The sequence below is a fragment of the Nocardia sp. NPDC051929 genome, from assembly GCF_044548645.1.
Taxonomy (GTDB): domain Bacteria; phylum Actinomycetota; class Actinomycetes; order Mycobacteriales; family Mycobacteriaceae; genus Nocardia; species Nocardia sichangensis.
Window position 1 is genome coordinate 1 of record NZ_JBIUCG010000015.1, and the last position, 17,444, is coordinate 17,444.

Below are 17,444 nucleotides of genomic sequence, written 5' to 3' on the forward strand. Positions count from 1 at the left end.
CATTCCGAACCCGGAAGCTAAGCCTGCCAGCGCCGATGGTACTGCACTCGACAGGGTGTGGGAGAGTAGGACACCGCCGGAACATCCTTTCACGAAAGGCCCTCGACACCGTCGAGGGCCTTTCGTCGTTCATGCGGCGAGAACGTTTCGCAGCAATTTCAGAGGGAACTACAAGCACACACAGCGCGCGGCCGACGATGATGGATGGTGGAGACGGATCGCTGTCCCGCGCGAACAACGGAGGTATGTATGGTCGTCGCGACGACGCCGGGTCACCCGGCGCCGCCAGCCCCCGCCACCTCGACGCGACCGCGTTGGTGGCGGCCGAGGCTGCCCGCGACGGCTGTGTACTTGGCGGGGCTGGTCGTCGTCTCGGCGATCTTCTCCGTCCTGAGCGACTCCGCGCAGACGAGGGTGGTTCTGCACGCGAGCACGAACCTGCACAACCTGCTGGACGGCCGGATCGGGACGTTGCTGGCAAGCGCGTTCGTGATCGGCGACGTCGTCGGGTCGTGGGTGATCATCCCGCTGCTGGCCTGTCTGCTCGCTCTCGCCGAACTGCGCTTCGGCGCGTTGCGGTTGGTGCGGGTTTTCCTGGCCGGCCACATCGGCGCCACGTTGTTCGTCGCGGCGGGGCTGTGGGTGGGCGTTGAGGCCGGATGGGTGCCCACGAGCATCCGCTGGGCCGAAGACGTCGGTGTCAGCTACGGCGCCATGGCTTTGGTGGGCGCGCTGGTGGCCGCCCTGCCCTACCGGTGGCGCGCCGCCTGGTCGACGCTCTGGTTCATCGTCGCGGTCGAGGGTGTGCTCATCGAGCACACCTTCACCCAGGTCGGCCACATGGTGGCGTTGATGATCGGCACCGTGGTCGGGTTCTGCATGGTCTGGGCCAGGACGACCACCCGTCGGCGGCTGACCCGGATCGAAAGCGCCCTGCTCGCCGTCAGCGTGGTTCTCGCGGCGATTCTGCTCATGGGCTGACGACGGGGGCGTGCGGGCGTTCGCCTACAGTGCTTGGGTGCGCCTAGTGATTGCTCGCTGTCAGGTCGACTACGTAGGGCGACTCACCGCCCATCTTCCGATGGCCCGCAGGCTACTGCTGGTGAAAGCGGACGGCTCGGTGCTCGTGCACTCCGATGGCGGCTCGTACAAGCCGCTGAACTGGATGAGCCCGCCCTGCTGGCTGGAGGAACGCAACGGCGACGCGCAGCTCCCGGAGGGAGCGAAGGCGCTGTGGGTCGTCGCCAACAAGGCGGGCGAGGAACTTCGCATCACCATCGAGGACATCGAGCACGACTCCTCCCACGAACTCGGCGTGGACCCGGGCTTGGTGAAAGACGGTGTGGAGGCTCATCTCCAAGAGCTGCTGGCCGAGCACGTGCATACGCTCGGCACCGGCTACACGCTCATCCGCCGCGAGTACATGACCGCGATCGGCCCGGTGGACCTGCTGTGCCGGGACGCCGACGGCGGCACTGTGGCGGTGGAGATCAAACGGCGCGGTGAGATCGACGGCGTCGAACAGCTCACCCGCTACCTCGAGTTGCTGAACCGGGATCCGCTGCTGGCTCCGGTGGCGGGCGTTTTCGCCGCCCAGCAGATCAAGCCGCAGGCGCGCACCCTTGCCGAGGATCGCGGTATCCGCTGCCTCACACTCGATTACGACGCCCTGCGTGGCACGGAGAGCAACGAATTCCGCTTGTTCTGAACTCGGGGGCGCGCGGGGCGCACGCGGCCGAGTAATAGGCTTGTAGCATGCCCCGCCGGAAACCGCGTTCGGATCGCCACGCTGATCACTCGCGGTCGGGAGGCGCGCCGATCGGCGATGTCTTCGGACGGACCGAATCAGGCCCGGACGGTGACGAGACTTACGTGGTCCGCACCATTCCGGGCACCCGCGCTGTGAAGACCTACCGCTGCCCGGGCTGTGACCACGAGATTCCGCCCGGCGTCGCGCACCTCGTCGCGTGGCCCGCTCATGGCGGAGAAGACGACCGCAGGCATTGGCATCGCGGGTGCTGGAACGGTCGCCGTACTCGGAAGATCACCCGACGCTGGTCCTGATGCCCAGCAAACGGGTGCGGAATTAAGGAAGGCCGCCCCGGTGGGGGCGGCCTTCGGTGAATTCGGTTCAGTTTTGCTGTAGTCGCCTCAGTCCGACGTCAGTTGCTGACGTCGGCGCTCTCGCGCTCTTCCGAGTCGATATCGTCGTCCTCGGTGGCGACCTCGGGGATCGCCTTCTGACGGGAACCGGTGACCGACTTGGTGTTGCCGCCGATCGACTTGCGCTGATCCGGAACGCCGTCCAGCAATTCGCTTTCCCGGTTGACCGCGGCGAGCATCGCGGGCACCGAGTCGAGCTGACCGCGGATACCGAGCAGCTGGGCGAGCACGCGGCCGCGCAGCACGCGCATCTCCTCGGCCAGCTCCTTCGCGTGCGCGATCTTGCGCTCGGAGGTCTGGGTGGCGGAGGTGATGAGGCGGTTGGCCTCGTCGGTCGCGTCCTTGATCCGCTGGGCGGCCTCGGCGCGGCTGGTGGCTTCCAGCTCTTCCATGGCGCGGGTGAGCTTGGTGCGACGCTCGGCCATGGTGGCCTCGAAGTCCTGCTGGGTGGCCTTGCGCTTCGCGTCGGCTTCCTTCGCGATGCGGTCGGCCTCGGCCTGAGCGGCCTCGATGATCTTGGCGGACTCGGTGCGTGCGTTCGCGAGGGTCTGCTCGAATTCGATTTCGAGCGCCTCGCGCTTCTCCTTGGTCTCCGCGAGCAGCGACTCGTACTTGCCACGCATCTCGGTGGCCTGCTGCTCGGCGATCGACACCATCTCGGCGGCTTCGGCCTGCGCCAGGGCACGGACCTCGGACGCCTCGTCGGAGGCGAGACGGAGCATGCGGGAGATGCGGTCGGACATGCCTTCCGCGGTGGTCGGCGGCACCGAGAGTCGGTCGACCTCCTTGCGGAGTTCGTCGATCTCGTCGCGCGCGTCTTCCAGCTGGCTCGCGAGGTTACGTGCTTGTGCCGCAGCCGCATCGCGGTCGGTGGCGGTGACTCTCAGTTCCGCGTCGAAGCGGTCGAAGTAATTACGCACCTCGTCTTGCGCATAACCCTTGCGCACAACGGTGAAGGGCAGTGCAACGAAGCGATTGCGATCGGACTCGGGTGACGACATGGCACACAAACTACAGCCTGAAGACAGCCGATGGTGACTCGACTGCGAATGTCATTCCAACGAGTTTTCCCGACCTGACGCCGATACTAGTGCGTAACATTAGCGTTCGGTTCGACCAACTCGATCAGCACACCTCCAGCATCCTTCGGGTGGATGAAATTGATGCGAGAATCGGCCGTTCCGTGCCGTGGAGCCTCGTACAGCAAACGCAGACCCTTGGCGCGCAGGTACGCGGAGACGGCCTCGATGTCGGTCACCCGGTAGGCCAGTTGCTGCAAGCCGGGCCCGCTGCGGTCGATGAACTTCGCGATCGTCGATTCCGCGTTGAGCGGCGCCAGCAACTGCAGGGCAGTGGCGCGGTCGGGTGCGCCGGGCAGCGACAGCATCGCCTCGTGCACGCCCTGAGCCTCGTTGACCTCGCGATGGGTCTCGATCATGCCGAGGTTCTCCGCGTACCAGGCGACCGCGGTGTCGAGATCCGGCACCGCGATGCCGACGTGGTCCACCGCGGTCACGTAGTCCGCGGGGATGAAAGATGACTGTTCGGTAACGTTGCTCACCATTCGAAAGTAGCGCGACCTGGCACGGGGCGCGCGTGACGCACCCGCTACCGTTGAGTAGAACACCTGCTCTCGCATTGCCCGGTGTGGGCGCGAGCAGGTCCGATCTACGAATGCGAGGCTCGTCGTGACCACTTCCGTGATCGTCTCCGGTGCGCGTACCCCGGTCGGCAGGCTGCTCGGAGGTCTGAAGGACTTCAGCGGTTCCGATCTGGGCGGGTTCGCGATCAAGGCGGCGCTGGAGAAGGGCGGTGTCGCGCCCGACCAGGTCGACTACGTGATCATGGGTCAGGTGCTCACCGCGGGCGCGGGCCAGATCCCGGCCCGGCAGGCGGCGGTGGCGGCGGGCATCCCGATGGACGTGCCCGCGCTGACGCTGAACAAAGTCTGCCTGTCGGGCATCAACGCGATCGCGCTGGCCGACCAGCTGATCCGGGCGGGCGAGTACGAGATCGTCGTCGCGGGTGGCCAGGAGTCGATGAGCCGGGCGCCGCACATGCTGGAGAAGAGCCGGGAGGGCTTCAAGTACGGCGACGTGACGCTGCGTGACCACATGGCCTACGACGGCCTGCACGACATCTTCACCGATCAGGCCATGGGCGCGCTGACCGAAGCGCGCAACGAGGCCGATCGGATCAGCCGCGAGGATCAGGACGCGTTCGCGGCGGCTTCGCACCAGCGTGCGGCGGCGGCGTGGAAGAACGGCGTGTTCGACGACGAGGTGGTCCCGGTCGCGGTGCCGCAGCGCAAGGGTGATCCGGTGCTGGTGACCACGGACGAGGGCATTCGCGCCGACACCACGGTGGAGTCGCTGGGTAAGTTGCGTCCGGCGTTCCGCAAGGACGGCACCATCACCGCGGGTACCGCGTCGCAGATCTCCGACGGAGCCGCGGCGGTCGTGGTGATGAGCAAGGAGAAGGCGCAGTCGCTGGGGTTGAGCTGGATCGCCGAGATCGGTGCGGCGGGTGTGGTCGCGGGTCCGGATTCGACGCTGCAGGACCAGCCCGCCAACGCGATCGCCAAAGCCTGCGCACGCGAGGGCATCTCGCCCGCCGACCTGGACCTGGTGGAGATCAACGAGGCGTTCGCCGCCGTCGGCATCGCGTCCACCCGCAAGCTGGGCATCGACCCGGAGAAGGTGAACGTCAACGGCGGCGCCATCGCCATCGGCCACCCGCTGGGCATGTCCGGCGCCCGCATCCTGCTGCACCTGGTGCTGGAGCTGAAGCGCCGCGGCGGCGGCGTCGGCGCGGCCGCGCTCTGCGGCGGCGGCGGACAGGGTGACGCGCTGATCGTTCGCGTCTGAGTTCGGCGGGGCGATGCCCCGCGCCGAATCGTGCCGATGGCCGCCCCGACGTGGGCGGCCATCGGTCGTTCTGGCCCAGCGCACCGCAACCACGTTCTTTCGAGCGAAGCGAGACCGAGCCTGTTCCGTTCGCGGCCCGGCTCGCGTGTGCGCGGCCGCCGCGTACGCGACGAAGGAGCAAGCGGCGGTCGCGCACACGCGAGCCATAAGAGGGCCGCGAACACGCAGCGCCGCAGGCGCTGCAAATTGAACACAGCAATTAGACACAGCTCACTACGACAGCCTGTAGTGCATCCGGCAGAATGGGCGCATGGGCAATGTCTTCGACCTGAGCACGGTGGCCAAGCGGTTTCGTTTCATCGCGGTGCTCGAGGCGATCTCCTGGCTGCTGCTGATCATCGGCATGGTGTTCAAGCGGATTCCGGAGCCGGTGCTGTGGCCGGTCAAGGTGTTCGGCATGACGCACGGCATCGTGTTCGTGCTGTTCGTCATCACCGCGATCGTGGCGGCGCGCGAGCTGGGCTGGAACGTCAAGACCACCGTCCTCGCGCTGCTGTCGAGCATTCCGCCGTTCTGCACGGTGCTGTTCGAGGTCTGGGCGGTGCGCACGGGGCGGTTGGGTGAGCTGAGCAACGCCGGTTCGGTCGAGTCCGGGGCGCCCGCATCCGCCACGTCGTGACAAACTGGAGGTCGTGAATCGACCAGCCGCACGCCGTCCTTCGCCCGCTGTCGCCGCCGCCATGTCCGGCGCGGTCGATCTGTCCAGCCTGAAGCAGCCCGCCGGTGGCGGGGGCGCTCCGGCCGGTGGCGACTACGCGGTATCCGAGGCCGATTTCGAGACCAAGGTGCTGCGTCGTTCGATGCAGGTGCCGGTGGTGGTCGTGCTGTACTCGCAGCGCAGTCCGGGCAGCGTCGAACTGGTGCGAACGCTGGAGCGACTGGTGGCCGCCGACGGCGGCAGCTGGGACCTGGCGATCGTCGAGGCCGAGGCCAACATGCGCATCGCGCAGGCGCTGCGGGTGCAGGGCATCCCGACGGTCATCGCGATCGCGGCAGGGCAGCCGCTGGCCGATTTCGAGGGCGCCCAGCCGGAGCCGCAGGTGCGGCAGTGGCTGAACGCCGTGGTCGACGCGGTTGCGGGCAAGCTGGAGGGTGGCGGGGAGCCGCAGCCGCAGGCCGAGGACCCGCGTTTCGCGGCGGCCGAGGCGGCGCTCGAGCACGGTGACCTGGCCGGCGCCGAGGCGGCGTACCAGGCGATTCTCGACGCGGAGCCGACGAACGACGAAGCCAAGGGCGCGCTGCGTCAGCTGCGCTTCCTCGCGCGGGCCCAGGAGCTGCCGGAGTCGGCGATCGAGGATGCCGATGCCGACCCGTCGAACGTCGATGCCGCGATTCGCGCCGCCGATCTCGAATTGTTCCAGCAGCGGCCCGAAGCGGCCTTCGATCGGCTGATCGGCGTCGTCAAGCGCACTTCCGGCGACGAGCGCACCAAGGCGCGCACCCGCCTGCTCGAGCTGTTCGAGCTGTTCGATCAGGCCGAGCCGTTCGTCGTGGCCGCGCGCCGCAAGCTGGCCGCGGCGCTGTACTGAGCCGCCGCGCGGGGCGGTCCGCGAACCAGCCGGCCGCGTCACCGCCCCTGGTGGCGCCCAGGCGTCGGGTATCCGATCCGGGGCGGTGTTGTGACCGACCTGCGCTACCGGTCGCGATGACCATCGGTCGCCGCTCATAGTGGGCGTCCGCCGAGTCTGCTCTGGATTCGCGCATCGGACTCGGGTCTCGCACCGAGGCGTCAGCTGCTCACCTGAGTCCGTGCTTCGGGGACCGGCGCACGTCGGGGTCGGGCAGGGCTCGGTTCGCCGGGCGACTCGTCAGGCGGGGCGCAGCCAGACCGCGCCGTGGGGTGCGAGCGTCACGGTGGCCGAGGCGGGACGGTCGTGCCACGGCTCGGCGCTCGCCGTCACCTCGCCCAAGTTGCCGAGGCCGGAGCCGCCGTAGTCCGCGGCGTCGCTGTTGAGGATCTCCAGCCATGAGCCCGCGTGCGGCAGGCCGATCCGGTACGCGTCGTGCGCCGACCCGGAGAAGTTGTAGACGCAGGCGACAACGGAGCCGTCGGAGCCGTAGCGCAGGAACGCCAGCACGTTGTTCGCGCGGTCGTCCGCCTCGATCCAGGCGTAGCCACCGGGTGTGGTGTCCTGGCTCCACAGGGCGGGGTGGGCGCGGTAGACGGCGTTCAGGTCACGCACCAGCGTGGTGATGCCTTGGTGCAGCGGGTTGTCCCGTTCGTGCCAGTCCAGACCGCGATCGTGTGACCACTCCCGGAACTGGCCGAAATCCTGGCCCATGAACAGCAGCTGTTTACCCGGGTGGGCCCACATGTAGGCCAGCAGCGCGCGCACGCCCGCGGCTTTGGCGAAATCGTCGCCCGGCATTCTGGTCCACAGCGTGCCTTTGCCGTGCACGACCTCGTCGTGGCTGATCGGCAGCACGTAGTTCTCGCTCCAGGCGTAGACCAGTGAGAAGGTGATCTCGTTGTGGTGCCAGGAGCGGTGCACCGGGTCGCGGCCGAGGAACCCGAGGGTGTCGTGCATCCAGCCCATGTTCCATTTCATGGTGAAGCCGAGACCGCCGACGTCGATGCCACGGGTGACGCCGGGCCAGGTGGTGGACTCCTCTGCGATCGTCACGACGCCGGGGTGATGCCGATGCAGCGTCTCGTTGAGGTCCTGCAGGAAGTCGACGGCCTCCAGGTTTTCCCGGCCGCCGTGCACGTTGGGCTCCCACTGGCCTTCGGCGCGGGAGTAGTCCAGGTAGAGCATGGAGGCGACCGCGTCGACGCGCAGGCCGTCGATGTGGAATTCCTCGACCCAGTAGCGAGCGTTGGCGATGAGGAAGTTGCGTACCTCGTGCCTGCCGAAGTCGAACACGTAAGTGCCCCAGTCGAGTTGCTCGCCCCGGCGCGGGTCGGCGTGCTCGTAGAGCGGAGTGCCGTCGAATCGGGCCAGCGCCCACTCGTCGCGCGGGAAGTGGGCGGGGACCCAGTCCAGCAGGACGCCGATGCCCGCCGCGTGCATGCGGTCGACGAACGCTCGGAAGTCGTCCGGGGAACCGAATCGCGCCGTCGGCGCGTAGTAGGAGGTGACCTGGTAGCCCCACGAGCCGCCGAACGGATGCTCGGCGATGGGGAGCAGCTCGATGTGGGTGTATCCGGTCGCCCGCACGTACTCGGCGAGTTGGTCGGCCAGTTCGCGGTAGCCGAGGCCGGGCCGCCAGGAACCGAGATGCACCTCGTAGACGCTCATCGGGGCGCGGGTGGGATCGGTGGCCGCGCGCTGCCCGAGCCAGGCGCTGTCCTGCCACACGTAATGGCTTTCGGTGACCACCGACGCCGTGGCCGGTGGTAGTTCGGTGGCGAATGCCAGCGGGTCGGCGTGATCGACGGTCCGCCCGTCGGCGCCGTGCACGCGGTATTTGTACTTGGCGCCCGGCTCGACACCCGGGATGAAGACTTCCCAGATCCCGGACGACCCCAGCGCGCGCATGGGCGCGGTGGTGCCGCTCCAGCCGTCGAAGTCCCCGATCACGGTGACGCCGCGCGCGTTCGGCGCCCATACCGCGAACGACGTGCCCGCGACGTCACCGTCGAGGGTGCTGTAGCGGCGCGGGTGCGCCCCGAGCACGTCCCACAGGCGTTCGTGGCGGCCTTCGCCGATCAGGTGCAGGTCGAGTTCGCCGAGCGTGGGCAGGAAGCGGTAGCCGTCGGCGCCGATGACGGTCTGGCCGCCGGGGTAGGTCGTCACGACGCGATAGTCATCGATCTCCGGGTACGGCAGCACCGCGGCGAATACGCCGTGGCCCACGGACTTCAGCACATGGTCGTCGCCGCCGACCCGCACCGACACGGTTTCGGCGTGCGGGCGCAGCACCCGCACGGCGGTGCCGTCCGGATGGGGGTGTGCGCCGAGCACGGTGTGCGGGTCGGTATGGGTGCCCGCCGCGAGCAGCATGAGGTCGCGACGTTTCATCGCAGCGTCCTGCGGTAGGACAGCTCGGTGCGAGCCTGCTGGGACACCGGGGGCAGGGCGATGATGTGCGCCACGGCCCGCGCGGGGTCCAATCGCACGTAATTGGTTTGGGCCCAGTGGTATTCCTCGCCGCTGACCTCGTCGTACACCACCGGGTGGTCGTGCCACTCGCGGCCGATCGCGGGCAGGTCGAGCGAGAGCATGCCCCATTCGGCGCCGAAAGGATTGAGATTCACCACGACCAGCACCGCGTCGCCACTTGCGGGATCGAGCTTGGAATAGGCGATCAGCGCGTCGTTGTCCACGTGGTGGAAATGCAGGCAGCGCAGCTGTTGCAAGGCGGGGTGGGCCCGGCGGATCTCGTTGAGCCGAGTGAGCCAGGGTTCCAGCGATTCTCCGCGCGCCAGCGCCTCGGCGAACGGGCGCGGGCGCAGCTCGTATTTCTCCGAATCGAGGTACTCCTCGCTGTCCGGGCGCACCGCCTGATGCTCGAACAGCTCGAAGCCGGAGTAGACGCCCCAGGTGGGCGCGAGGGTGGCGGCCAGGACGGCGCGGATGGCGAACATGCCCGGCCCGCCGTGCTGGAGGCTCTCGTGCAGGATGTCCGGGGTGTTCACGAAGAGGTTCGGGCGGGCCTCGTCGGCCTTCGCGGCCAATTCGTTGCCGAACTCGGTCAGCTCCCATTTGGCCACGCGCCAGGTGAAATACGTGTAGGACTGGCTGAATCCGCGCCGGGCGAGCCCGTAGAGCTGGGCGGGGCGGGTGAACGCCTCGGACAGGAAGATGACGTCCGGGTCGGTGCGCCACACGTTCGCGATCAGCCACTCCCAGAAGTCGGCGGGCTTGGTGTGCGGATTGTCGACGCGGAAGATGTTGACGCCCAAGCCGATCCAGTGTTTGACGACGCGCAGCACTTCGGCGTAGAGGCCGTCGGGGTCGTTGTCGAAGTTGACCGGATAGATGTCCTGGTACTTCTTCGGCGGGTTCTCGGCGTAGGCGATGGTGTTGTCGGGCAAGGTGGTGAACCACTCGGGGTGCGCCTCGACCCACGGATGATCCGGCGCGCATTGCAAGGCGAGGTCGAGCGCGACCTCGAGGCCCAGTTCCCGCGCCGCCCTGACGAACTCGGCGAAATCGGCTTCGGTGCCCAATTCCGGATGCACGGCGTCGTGACCGCCGTGCCGCGAGCCGATGGCCCACGGCGAGCCGACGTCGCCGGACTCCGCCGTGAGCGCGTTGTTGCGGCCCTTGCGGTTGACCTCGCCGATCGGGTGGATCGGCGGCAGGTACACCACGTCGAAGCCCATGGCGGCGATGCGCGGAAGGTCCTTGGCCGCGGTGACGAAGGTGCCGTGAACCGGCTCGCCGGTGGCGTCGCGGCCGCCGGTCGAGCGCGGAAAGAACTCGTACCAGGAGCCGTAGAGCGCGCGGTGCCGCTCGACCAGGACGGTGTGCTGCGGCCCGCGGGTGACCAGGTCGCGCAGCGGCGTGGCGCGCAGGATCCCGGCGACCTCCTCGGTGAAGGCCGGGGCCACCCGTGCGGGGAGTTGCTCGTCACCGCGCAGCGCGGCGGCGACCGCGCGCAAGCGCTCGAACTGTTTCTTCGGGACGGCCTGCGCCGCGCGGTCGAACAGGCGGGCGCCCAGCTCGAGATCGTTGGCCAGATCGACGGCGCTCTGCCCGACGGCAAGCTTCGCCTCGATCGCCGATCGCCAGGTCGCGATCGGATCGCTCCAGCCTTCGATCCGGTAGGTCCAGGCTCCCGGCGTGTTCGGTGTGAAGGTCGCGTTGAAGACGTCGGGCTCGTAGTCCGGCGTCATGCGGACGCGGGCGGGTCGCGACGCGCCGGGGGCGCGCACGACGAGTGTGGCGGCGACGGCGTCGTGCCCCTCGCGCCAAACCACGGTGCGCACCGGGAATACCTCGCCGACCACCGCCTTGGCGGGCCGGCCGCCTGGGATGGACGGGGCAGTGTCATCGATAGCGATGCGGCCGGTCACGGACCCCAACCTACCGGCAACCGGCCTTTCGGACCGGACCAGCCGATTTTTCGTGCCCGTTTGCTGGCCTCTCACGGTGGCGGGCCAGCTGGGCATTCGCCTCAGCGTGCGTCGGCGGCGAGGCCCAGGCCGAGCGCGACCAGCACCGCGCCGAGCGCACGCTCTACCCGCTGCCGGATACCGGTGCGGCGCAACCAGGCGCCCGCGCGGTCGGCGGCCATGACCACGCCGACGCACCACGCGGTGTCGATCACCAACTGGATCAGCGCCAGGATCACCATCGTGGGCAGCACCGGCCCCTCGGACGGAAGGAATTGGGGAAGGATTGTCAATCCGAAAATCGCCGCCTTGGGGTTGGCCGCGATCGAGATCAGCGAGGCGCGGAACGCGGCGGCGGGCGTGTGACCCGCCGGGAGCATCCTCGTCATCGCGCTGCCGAACTCCTCGCTACCACGGGCATTCCGCCACGCCTGCACGCCGAACCAGATCAGGACCAGCGCGCCGATGACGTGCACGGCCGTGTTCATGGCGCGGTTCGCGACGAGTAGGACGGACAGTCCCGCCCCGCCCGCCAGCGTCCAGCCGAGTACGCCGATCTCGTTCCCGGCCACCGCCGCCAGGCCCGCGGTGCGGCCGTCCCGCACCGCGCGCTGCAGGAACAGTGCGGTCGCAGGCCCGGGCAGCGCGGCGATGAGCAGGCAGGCCGGAAGGAATTGCGGAAGAACGTCGACCCAGTGCGGCATCAGCCGATGCTGTCATCCCGGTCCTGCTCGGGCTACCGATTTTCCCGCTTTCGGAAGCGAGGTGCCCGGGTGGCCACAGACGGGGCTCGCTCGTCCACTGGGTGGCCACCCGGGCGCTCAACTCGACATGCCCGAACCGTCGATCAGGGCATGACCATGCACGCGAAGCCGAGGTTCATCCCGTTGCCCACCGTCATCACCGGTGAGGTCCAAGCGGGCGTGGCGCCTTGTGTCGCGGAAATGGTGTGTTGCCCGGTCGCCTCGGGGATCCAGACCGTGGTGGCCTGGCTGCCGACCACCGGTGCGGGGTTCGGTGAGAAGGTGCCCCCGGCACTGTCGGCGAACTGAACCGATTCGGTCGAGGGATTGTTGTCCACCGTCGCCGTCACCCGGTACTGGCAGTTGGTTCCGTAGTTTCCGAAGCCGAAACTGGTGCCTTGGGCCGGGCTTGCGGTCGCCGTCGTGACCGCCGCGCCGGCGGTGGGTGCGACGAGAACGAATGCCGCCGCGAGCGCTCCGAACCCTGTGATCGCTGCTCCAGCGCGCGACCAGCGCCGATCGCGGGCGCGATTTGGGTGTGCTGTCATCCACATCTCGATCACTCCCGTACTGATTCGGTTGGTGCGGCCGGTTGGTCCGCACAGCTTGTGGGTTTGCCCCGCGTTCCGGAGTTCACAAGCGAGCGCGGGTCTCGATCGGGTAGCGGGCACGGGGGTGCCGGTGTGCGGCGTGTGGCCGTTCCGTGACGATGAAGAGCGTTATGCTGCCGGGAAACACGCTGGTCGGAAGGTTGTTCCTGGCCGTGGTCGGGCAGGGCGCCTCCCGCGGTCGGCGTGTAGGTTCTACCCAATGAAGGCATTGCGTCGTTTCACCGTCCGTGCCCATCTGCCCGAGCGCCTGGCCGCCCTGGGGGAGCTCGCCACGAATCTGCGCTGGTCGTGGCATCCGCCGACGCAGGACCTGTTCGCCGCGCTCGATCCCCAGCGGTGGCAGGAGATGGGGCACGACCCGGTCCGGATGCTGGGCGAGGTGCCCGCGGCGCGGCTGGACGAGCTTGCCGCCGACCCCGGCTACGTCGCGCGTGTGGACTCCGCGGCGGCGGACCTGCGCGAGTACTTGGCCGCGCCGGGGTGGTTCCAGCGCCGGGCGGGCGAGGAAGGGGTGCGGGGCATCGCCTACTTCTCGATGGAGTTCGGCGTCACCGAGGTGTTGCCGAATTATTCGGGCGGCCTTGGCATTTTGGCCGGAGACCACCTGAAGGCCGCCTCCGACCTCGGCCTGCCGCTGATCGGCGTGGGATTGCTGTACCGCTCGGGCTACTTCCGGCAGTCGCTGACGACGGACGGCTGGCAAGCCGAGCACTATCCGGCGCTGGATCCGCAGGGCTTGCCGCTGCGGGCGCTCACCTCCGGCGGTTCGCCCGTGCTCATCCACGTCGCGATGCCCGACCGCAGGGTGCTGCGTGCTCGGGTGTGGATCGCGCAGGTCGGCCGGGTTCCGCTGCTGCTGCTCGACTCCGACATCGCCGAGAACGACCCGGAGTTGCGTGCGGTGACCGACCGGCTCTATGGAGGTGACCAGGAGCATCGCATCCGTCAGGAGATTCTCGCTGGCATCGGCGGTGTGCGGGCGGTGCGCGCGTACACCGCGTCCGCCGGACTGCCCGATCCCGATGTGTTCCACATGAACGAGGGCCACGCGGGTTTCCTCGGCGTGGAGCGGATCCGCGAATTCGTCGCGGCCGGGCAGGATTTCGATTCCGCGCTCGCCGCCGTTCGGGCGGGCACGGTGTTCACCACGCATACTCCGGTCCCGGCGGGCATCGACCGGTTCCCCATGCCGATGGTGCGGCGTTATTTCGGCGGCGCGCACGGGGAATCCGAATCCGCTCTGCTGCCGGGGCTTTCGGTGGACCGGATCGTGGCTCTCGGCCGGGAGGCCGATCCGTCGGTCTTCAACATGGCGCACATGGGCTTGCGCCTGGCGCAGCGCGCCAACGGCGTGTCGAAGCTGCACGGCGAGGTGAGCCGGTCCATGTTCGCCTCGCTGTGGCCGGGCTTCGACCCGGCCGAGGTGCCGATCGGTTCGGTCACCAACGGTGTGCACGCCACCACCTGGGCCGCGCGCGAGTGGGTGGACAAGGCGCGCGAACACATCGGCGCGGAGCTGGTCGAGGAGGGGCGCGGCTGGGAACGGCTGCGCGACGTCGATCTCACCGAGTTGTGGTCGACCCGCAACACCCTGCGCGGCATCCTCGTCGAGGAGGTGCGCCGCAGGCTGCGCGTGTCCTGGTTGCAGCGTGGCGCCGCGGAGGCCGAACTCGGCTGGGTGAACGGCGTTTTCGACCCCGATGTGCTGACCGTCGGGTTCGCCCGGCGAGTGCCGACCTACAAGCGCCTCACCCTGATGCTGCGCGATCCGCAGCGGCTGCGCGCCCTGCTGCTGGATCCGCGGCGGCCGATGCAACTGGTCGTCGCGGGTAAGAGTCATCCGGCCGACGACGGCGGCAAGGCGCTGATCCAGCAGGTGGTCCGCTTCGCCGACGATCCCGAGGTGCGGCACCGGATCGTCTTCCTTCCCGACTACGACATATCAATGGCTCGCTACCTGTACTGGGGCTGCGACGTCTGGCTGAACAATCCGCTGCGCCCGCTCGAGGCCTGCGGCACCTCCGGCATGAAATCCGCGCTGAACGGCGGGCTCAATCTCTCCATCCGCGACGGCTGGTGGGACGAGATGTACGACGGCGAGAACGGGTGGGCCATTCCGACCGCGGAGGGCGTCCGGGACGAGCACCGCCGCGACGATCTGGAGGCCGCCGCGCTCTACGACTTGTTCGAGCGTGCGGTGGCGCCGCGTTTCTACGAGCGCGACGCGTCCGGGATGCCGGTGCGCTGGGTCGAGATGGTTCGCCACACGTTGCAGACCTTGGGGCCGAAGGTGCTGGCTTCCCGGATGGTCCGCGACTACGCGGTGGAGTACTACGCTCCCGCCGCCGCGGCGTCGCAGCGGGCGACGGCCGACGATTTCGCGGTGGCGCGCGCCATCGCCGAGTACCGCCACCGGGTCGAGTCGGCGTGGCCCTCGGTCAAGGTGATCCAGGTGGACAGTGCGGGGCTGCCGGACACGCCGGTGATCGGGGCGCGGCTGTCGCTCACCGCGCGGGTCGAGCTCGGTGGCTTGAGCGTGCCGGACGTGGTGGTGCAGGCGGTGCTCGGCCGGGTCTCGTCGACCGACGATCTCTCCGACACCACGACGATCCCGATGACGCACGTCGGGTCCGACGCGGGCGCCGAGCTGTTCACCGTGGACACGCCGCTGCCGCTGTCCGGCGCGGTCGGGTACACCGTGCGGGTGCTGCCGCACAACGATCTGCTGGCCTCCGACGCCGAATTCGGACTGGTCTCCGCTCCGAGCGCTTGACCCCGGTGGCGCCGGTCACGGTGGCGCCGCCGTGGGTGTCGCGGGCAGTGAACCGTCGGCTACCGTGCCCTTGGCCCGCCCCGAATCGTTCCTGTACTGGAGTCACCCATGGTCACCGACGTTCTGCACCGGACCCGAGGACGCCTCGACGGATACTTCGGGGTTCGCTCGACCGGCTCGACCGTGAAGCGCGAACTCATGGCGGGGACGGTCACGTTCCTCGCCATGTCGTACGTCCTCGCGGTCAACCCCGCCGTGCTCGGCGATCAGGGCGCGCTGGGTGACAAAGGCATCCCGATGCAGGCGGTGTTCACCGCGACCGCTGTCGCCGCGGTATTCGGCACGCTGGTCATGGGGCTGTGGGCGCGATATCCGATCGCGCTCGCGCCGGGCATGGGACTCAACGCCTTCTTCGCCTACACGGTGGTGCTCGGCATGGGGATTCCCTGGCAGGTCGCGCTGTCGGGCACGTTCCTGTCCGGCGCCATCTTCTTCGTCCTGGCGGTGACGCGGATTCGCGAACGCATCCTCAACGCGATCCCGATGCAATTGAAGCTCGCCGTGGGCGCCGGCATCGGACTGTTCGTCGCCTTCCTCGGCTTGAAGAACGCCGGGATCGTGGTGAACAGCGAGGCGACGCTGGTCACCCTGGGCGACTTCACCAAGGGCACCACCTTGCTCGCGCTGTTCGGGTTGCTGGTGACCGTGGTGTTCCTCGTGCGCGGCTGGCACGGCGCCGTGCTCTACGGCATCGTCCTGACCACCCTCGTCGGCATCGTCAGCGGCTTGGTCGCGCTCCCCAAGGGCTTGTTCGCCGCGCCGCATGGGCTCGAGCAGACCTTCGGTCAGGCGATCGTCCATCTGCCCGACGCGTTCACCGGTCAGATGGTCGTGGTGGTGCTGACCATGCTGTTCGTCGACTTCTTCGACGCATCCGGCACGCTGATCGGCGTCGCGAACCAGGCCGGGCTGCTGGACGCGAACGGTAAGTTGCCGCGCGCGGCGAGCGCGCTGGCGGCGGACTCGGTGGGCACCATGGCGGGTGCGGTCATCGGCACCTCGACCACCACCGCCTACGTGGAATCGACCGCGGGCGTCTCGGCGGGCGGACGGACCGGGCTGACCGCCCTCGCCACGGCGGGCTGGTTCTTCGTGGCCATGTTCTGTTTTCCGATCTTCGCGGTCGTCGCGGGCTCCAGCGAGGTGACCGCGCCCGCGCTCATTGTGGTCGGCATCCTGATGGCCCGATCGCTGGGGCAGATCGACTGGAACCGCCTGGAGTACTCGGTGCCCGCGTTCATCACCATTGTGATGATGCCGCTGACGTACTCGATCGCCAACGGCCTGGCCATGGGGATGCTGCTGTACCCGGTGGTCATGGCGGCCAAGGGCCGCGTCAAGGATGTGCATCCGGCGATGTGGGCACTGATGCTGGTGTTCCTCGGCTACTTCTTCTTTCTCGCGGAATGACTTTCCGCTCGCCCGAGCGCTGAACCATCCTTCCCGCCCGACCGTGGAATAGACCGAGAGGTTGGGTAGTTGCCCCCGTTCGTGCGATAATCGGACCGCAGTCCGATTTCTTCGCCGAAGTAACGATCATGTCCGGGAACGACAGCGCAGGGATGAGGACCACCATGACGATCAAATCCGTACTCGACAGAACCGGAACCGATTCCGAGCTGGACCGAATCGCCCCCGACATCGGCCTGCTGGTCGTGCGAGTCGTCTTCGGCGGCCTGCTCGCGGCGCACGGCGCGCAGAAGCTGTTCGGCTGGTGGGGCGGGCCCGGTCTGCAAGCCAACGCCGACGGCTTCGAGAAGATGGGCTACAACCCGGGCAAGGTATTCGGGACGCTGGCGGGGCTGAGCGAATTAACCGGCGGCCTCCTCTTGCTGCTCGGTCTGCTGACGCCGCTGGCCGGAGCGATCGTGCTGGGCACGATGATCAACGCGATCAACGCCACCTGGGCCGGTGGCCTGCTGGGCGGTTACGAGATGGGTCTGCTGTTCGCGGTGGTCGGCGCGGCGCTGCCCTTCACCGGGCCGGGTAAGTTCTCGTTGGACGCCGGGCGTCCGTGGGAGCGACACGGATTCGTGTGGGGTGTGGGAGCGCTGATCCTCGCCGTCGCCGCGGGCGTGCTCACGCTGATCCTGAAGTGGGTGCTCTGAGCCTGCGGCGCAGACGGATTCGCGGCGCTCGCGTTGCCGGCCACGCTGTTCGAGGTGG

15 protein-coding genes are annotated in these 17,444 nt (G+C 68.5%); 9 read left to right on the forward strand and 6 right to left on the reverse strand.

Going from position 1 to position 17,444, the window contains the following annotated elements:
- Window positions 1-249 precede the first annotated feature (249 nt).
- From ACIHAX_RS20790 to ACIHAX_RS20800, 3 genes are read left to right on the forward strand one after another with little or no spacing between them, the layout of a single operon-like run.
- Window positions 250-981 carry a rhomboid-like protein gene (locus ACIHAX_RS20790; RefSeq protein WP_355081530.1) on the forward strand — a complete coding sequence of 244 codons (732 nt, stop codon included), beginning with the start codon at window positions 250-252 and terminating at the stop codon, window positions 979-981.
- A 37-nt stretch (window positions 982-1,018) separates the two neighbouring features.
- On the forward strand, window positions 1,019-1,708 hold the full coding sequence (gene nucS / locus ACIHAX_RS20795; RefSeq protein ID WP_355081528.1) for an endonuclease NucS: 690 nt from the start codon (window positions 1,019-1,021) through the stop codon (window positions 1,706-1,708).
- A 47-nt stretch (window positions 1,709-1,755) separates the two neighbouring features.
- Window positions 1,756-2,064 (forward strand): ATP/GTP-binding protein, encoded by a 309-nt coding sequence (locus tag ACIHAX_RS20800; RefSeq protein ID WP_356966870.1) that lies wholly within the window; start codon window positions 1,756-1,758, stop codon window positions 2,062-2,064.
- Between the two features lie 98 nt (window positions 2,065-2,162).
- Here the strand turns inward: ACIHAX_RS20800 and ACIHAX_RS20805 are convergent, their stop codons facing one another.
- Both ACIHAX_RS20805 and mce read right to left on the reverse strand, forming a co-directional pair.
- Window positions 2,163-3,164 (reverse strand): hypothetical protein, encoded by a 1,002-nt coding sequence (locus ACIHAX_RS20805; RefSeq protein WP_355081524.1) that lies wholly within the window; start codon window positions 3,162-3,164, stop codon window positions 2,163-2,165.
- Between the two features lie 86 nt (window positions 3,165-3,250).
- Window positions 3,251-3,724, reverse strand: a complete 474-nt coding sequence (mce, locus tag ACIHAX_RS20810) for a methylmalonyl-CoA epimerase (RefSeq protein ID WP_356966872.1) — start codon at window positions 3,722-3,724, stop codon at window positions 3,251-3,253.
- A gap of 127 nt (window positions 3,725-3,851) precedes the next feature.
- Between mce and ACIHAX_RS20815 the strand changes: the two genes are divergently transcribed.
- The 3 genes from ACIHAX_RS20815 to ACIHAX_RS20825 all read left to right on the forward strand — a co-directional run bounded on the left by ACIHAX_RS20815 (window position 3,852) and on the right by ACIHAX_RS20825 (window position 6,619).
- Window positions 3,852-5,030, forward strand: coding sequence for an acetyl-CoA C-acetyltransferase (locus tag ACIHAX_RS20815; protein WP_355081520.1), 1,179 nt, complete (start codon window positions 3,852-3,854; stop codon window positions 5,028-5,030).
- Window positions 5,031-5,340: 310 nt separating this feature from the next.
- Window positions 5,341-5,709, forward strand: a complete 369-nt coding sequence (locus ACIHAX_RS20820) for a DUF3817 domain-containing protein (protein ID WP_355075568.1) — start codon at window positions 5,341-5,343, stop codon at window positions 5,707-5,709.
- Window positions 5,710-5,770: 61 nt separating this feature from the next.
- The gene (locus ACIHAX_RS20825) at window positions 5,771-6,619 is read left to right on the forward strand and encodes a tetratricopeptide repeat protein (protein WP_355075969.1); all 849 of its coding nucleotides are present in this window, start codon (window positions 5,771-5,773) and stop codon (window positions 6,617-6,619) included.
- 279 nt (window positions 6,620-6,898) lie between these two features.
- Here the strand turns inward: ACIHAX_RS20825 and glgB are convergent, their stop codons facing one another.
- From glgB to ACIHAX_RS20845, 4 genes are all read right to left on the reverse strand, one after another.
- On the reverse strand, window positions 6,899-9,052 hold the full coding sequence (gene glgB / locus ACIHAX_RS20830; RefSeq protein WP_364432441.1) for a 1,4-alpha-glucan branching protein GlgB: 2,154 nt from the start codon (window positions 9,050-9,052) through the stop codon (window positions 6,899-6,901).
- A complete protein-coding gene (locus tag ACIHAX_RS20835; protein WP_397279118.1) occupies window positions 9,049-11,052 on the reverse strand; it encodes a maltotransferase domain-containing protein in 2,004 nt (667 codons plus the stop codon). Before ACIHAX_RS20835 ends, glgB begins: the two co-directional genes overlap by 4 nt.
- Before the next feature lie 101 nt (window positions 11,053-11,153).
- Window positions 11,154-11,795 (reverse strand): LysE family translocator, encoded by a 642-nt coding sequence (locus ACIHAX_RS20840; protein ID WP_355075573.1) that lies wholly within the window; start codon window positions 11,793-11,795, stop codon window positions 11,154-11,156.
- Window positions 11,796-11,938: 143 nt separating this feature from the next.
- The gene (locus ACIHAX_RS20845) at window positions 11,939-12,382 is read right to left on the reverse strand and encodes a hypothetical protein (protein ID WP_364432435.1); all 444 of its coding nucleotides are present in this window, start codon (window positions 12,380-12,382) and stop codon (window positions 11,939-11,941) included.
- Between the two features lie 262 nt (window positions 12,383-12,644).
- Between ACIHAX_RS20845 and glgP the strand changes: the two genes are divergently transcribed.
- The 3 genes from glgP (at window position 12,645) to ACIHAX_RS20860 (ending at window position 17,386) form a co-directional block, all read left to right on the forward strand.
- Complete coding sequence (glgP, locus tag ACIHAX_RS20850) at window positions 12,645-15,218, forward strand: alpha-glucan family phosphorylase (RefSeq protein WP_355075576.1); 2,574 nt, start codon at window positions 12,645-12,647, stop codon at window positions 15,216-15,218.
- Window positions 15,219-15,326: 108 nt separating this feature from the next.
- Window positions 15,327-16,688: an NCS2 family permease gene (locus ACIHAX_RS20855; RefSeq protein ID WP_397279119.1), complete on the forward strand. Its 1,362-nt coding sequence runs from the start codon at window positions 15,327-15,329 to the stop codon at window positions 16,686-16,688.
- 164 nt (window positions 16,689-16,852) lie between these two features.
- Entirely contained in the window at window positions 16,853-17,386 is a 534-nt protein-coding gene (locus tag ACIHAX_RS20860; RefSeq protein ID WP_355075579.1) for a DoxX family protein, read from the forward strand.
- Window positions 17,387-17,444 lie beyond the last annotated feature (58 nt).

Bases quoted from the DNA above. Each gene is read 5' to 3' on its own strand.
- ACIHAX_RS20790 (WP_355081530.1), top strand. From the start codon at position 250: ATGGTCGTCGCGACGACGCCGGGTCACCCGGCGCCGCCAGCCCCCGCC.
- ACIHAX_RS20800 (WP_356966870.1), top strand. From the start codon at position 1,756: ATGCCCCGCCGGAAACCGCGTTCGGATCGCCACGCTGATCACTCGCGG.
- ACIHAX_RS20805 (WP_355081524.1), bottom strand. From the start codon at position 3,164: ATGTCGTCACCCGAGTCCGATCGCAATCGCTTCGTTGCACTGCCCTTC.
- ACIHAX_RS20820 (WP_355075568.1), top strand. From the start codon at position 5,341: ATGGGCAATGTCTTCGACCTGAGCACGGTGGCCAAGCGGTTTCGTTTC.
- ACIHAX_RS20825 (WP_355075969.1), top strand. From the start codon at position 5,771: ATGTCCGGCGCGGTCGATCTGTCCAGCCTGAAGCAGCCCGCCGGTGGC.
- glgB (WP_364432441.1), bottom strand. From the start codon at position 9,052: ATGAAACGTCGCGACCTCATGCTGCTCGCGGCGGGCACCCATACCGAC.
- ACIHAX_RS20840 (WP_355075573.1), bottom strand. From the start codon at position 11,795: ATGCCGCACTGGGTCGACGTTCTTCCGCAATTCCTTCCGGCCTGCCTG.
- ACIHAX_RS20845 (WP_364432435.1), bottom strand. From the start codon at position 12,382: ATGACAGCACACCCAAATCGCGCCCGCGATCGGCGCTGGTCGCGCGCT.
- glgP (WP_355075576.1), top strand. From the start codon at position 12,645: ATGAAGGCATTGCGTCGTTTCACCGTCCGTGCCCATCTGCCCGAGCGC.
- ACIHAX_RS20855 (WP_397279119.1), top strand. From the start codon at position 15,327: ATGGTCACCGACGTTCTGCACCGGACCCGAGGACGCCTCGACGGATAC.
- ACIHAX_RS20860 (WP_355075579.1), top strand. From the start codon at position 16,853: ATGACGATCAAATCCGTACTCGACAGAACCGGAACCGATTCCGAGCTG.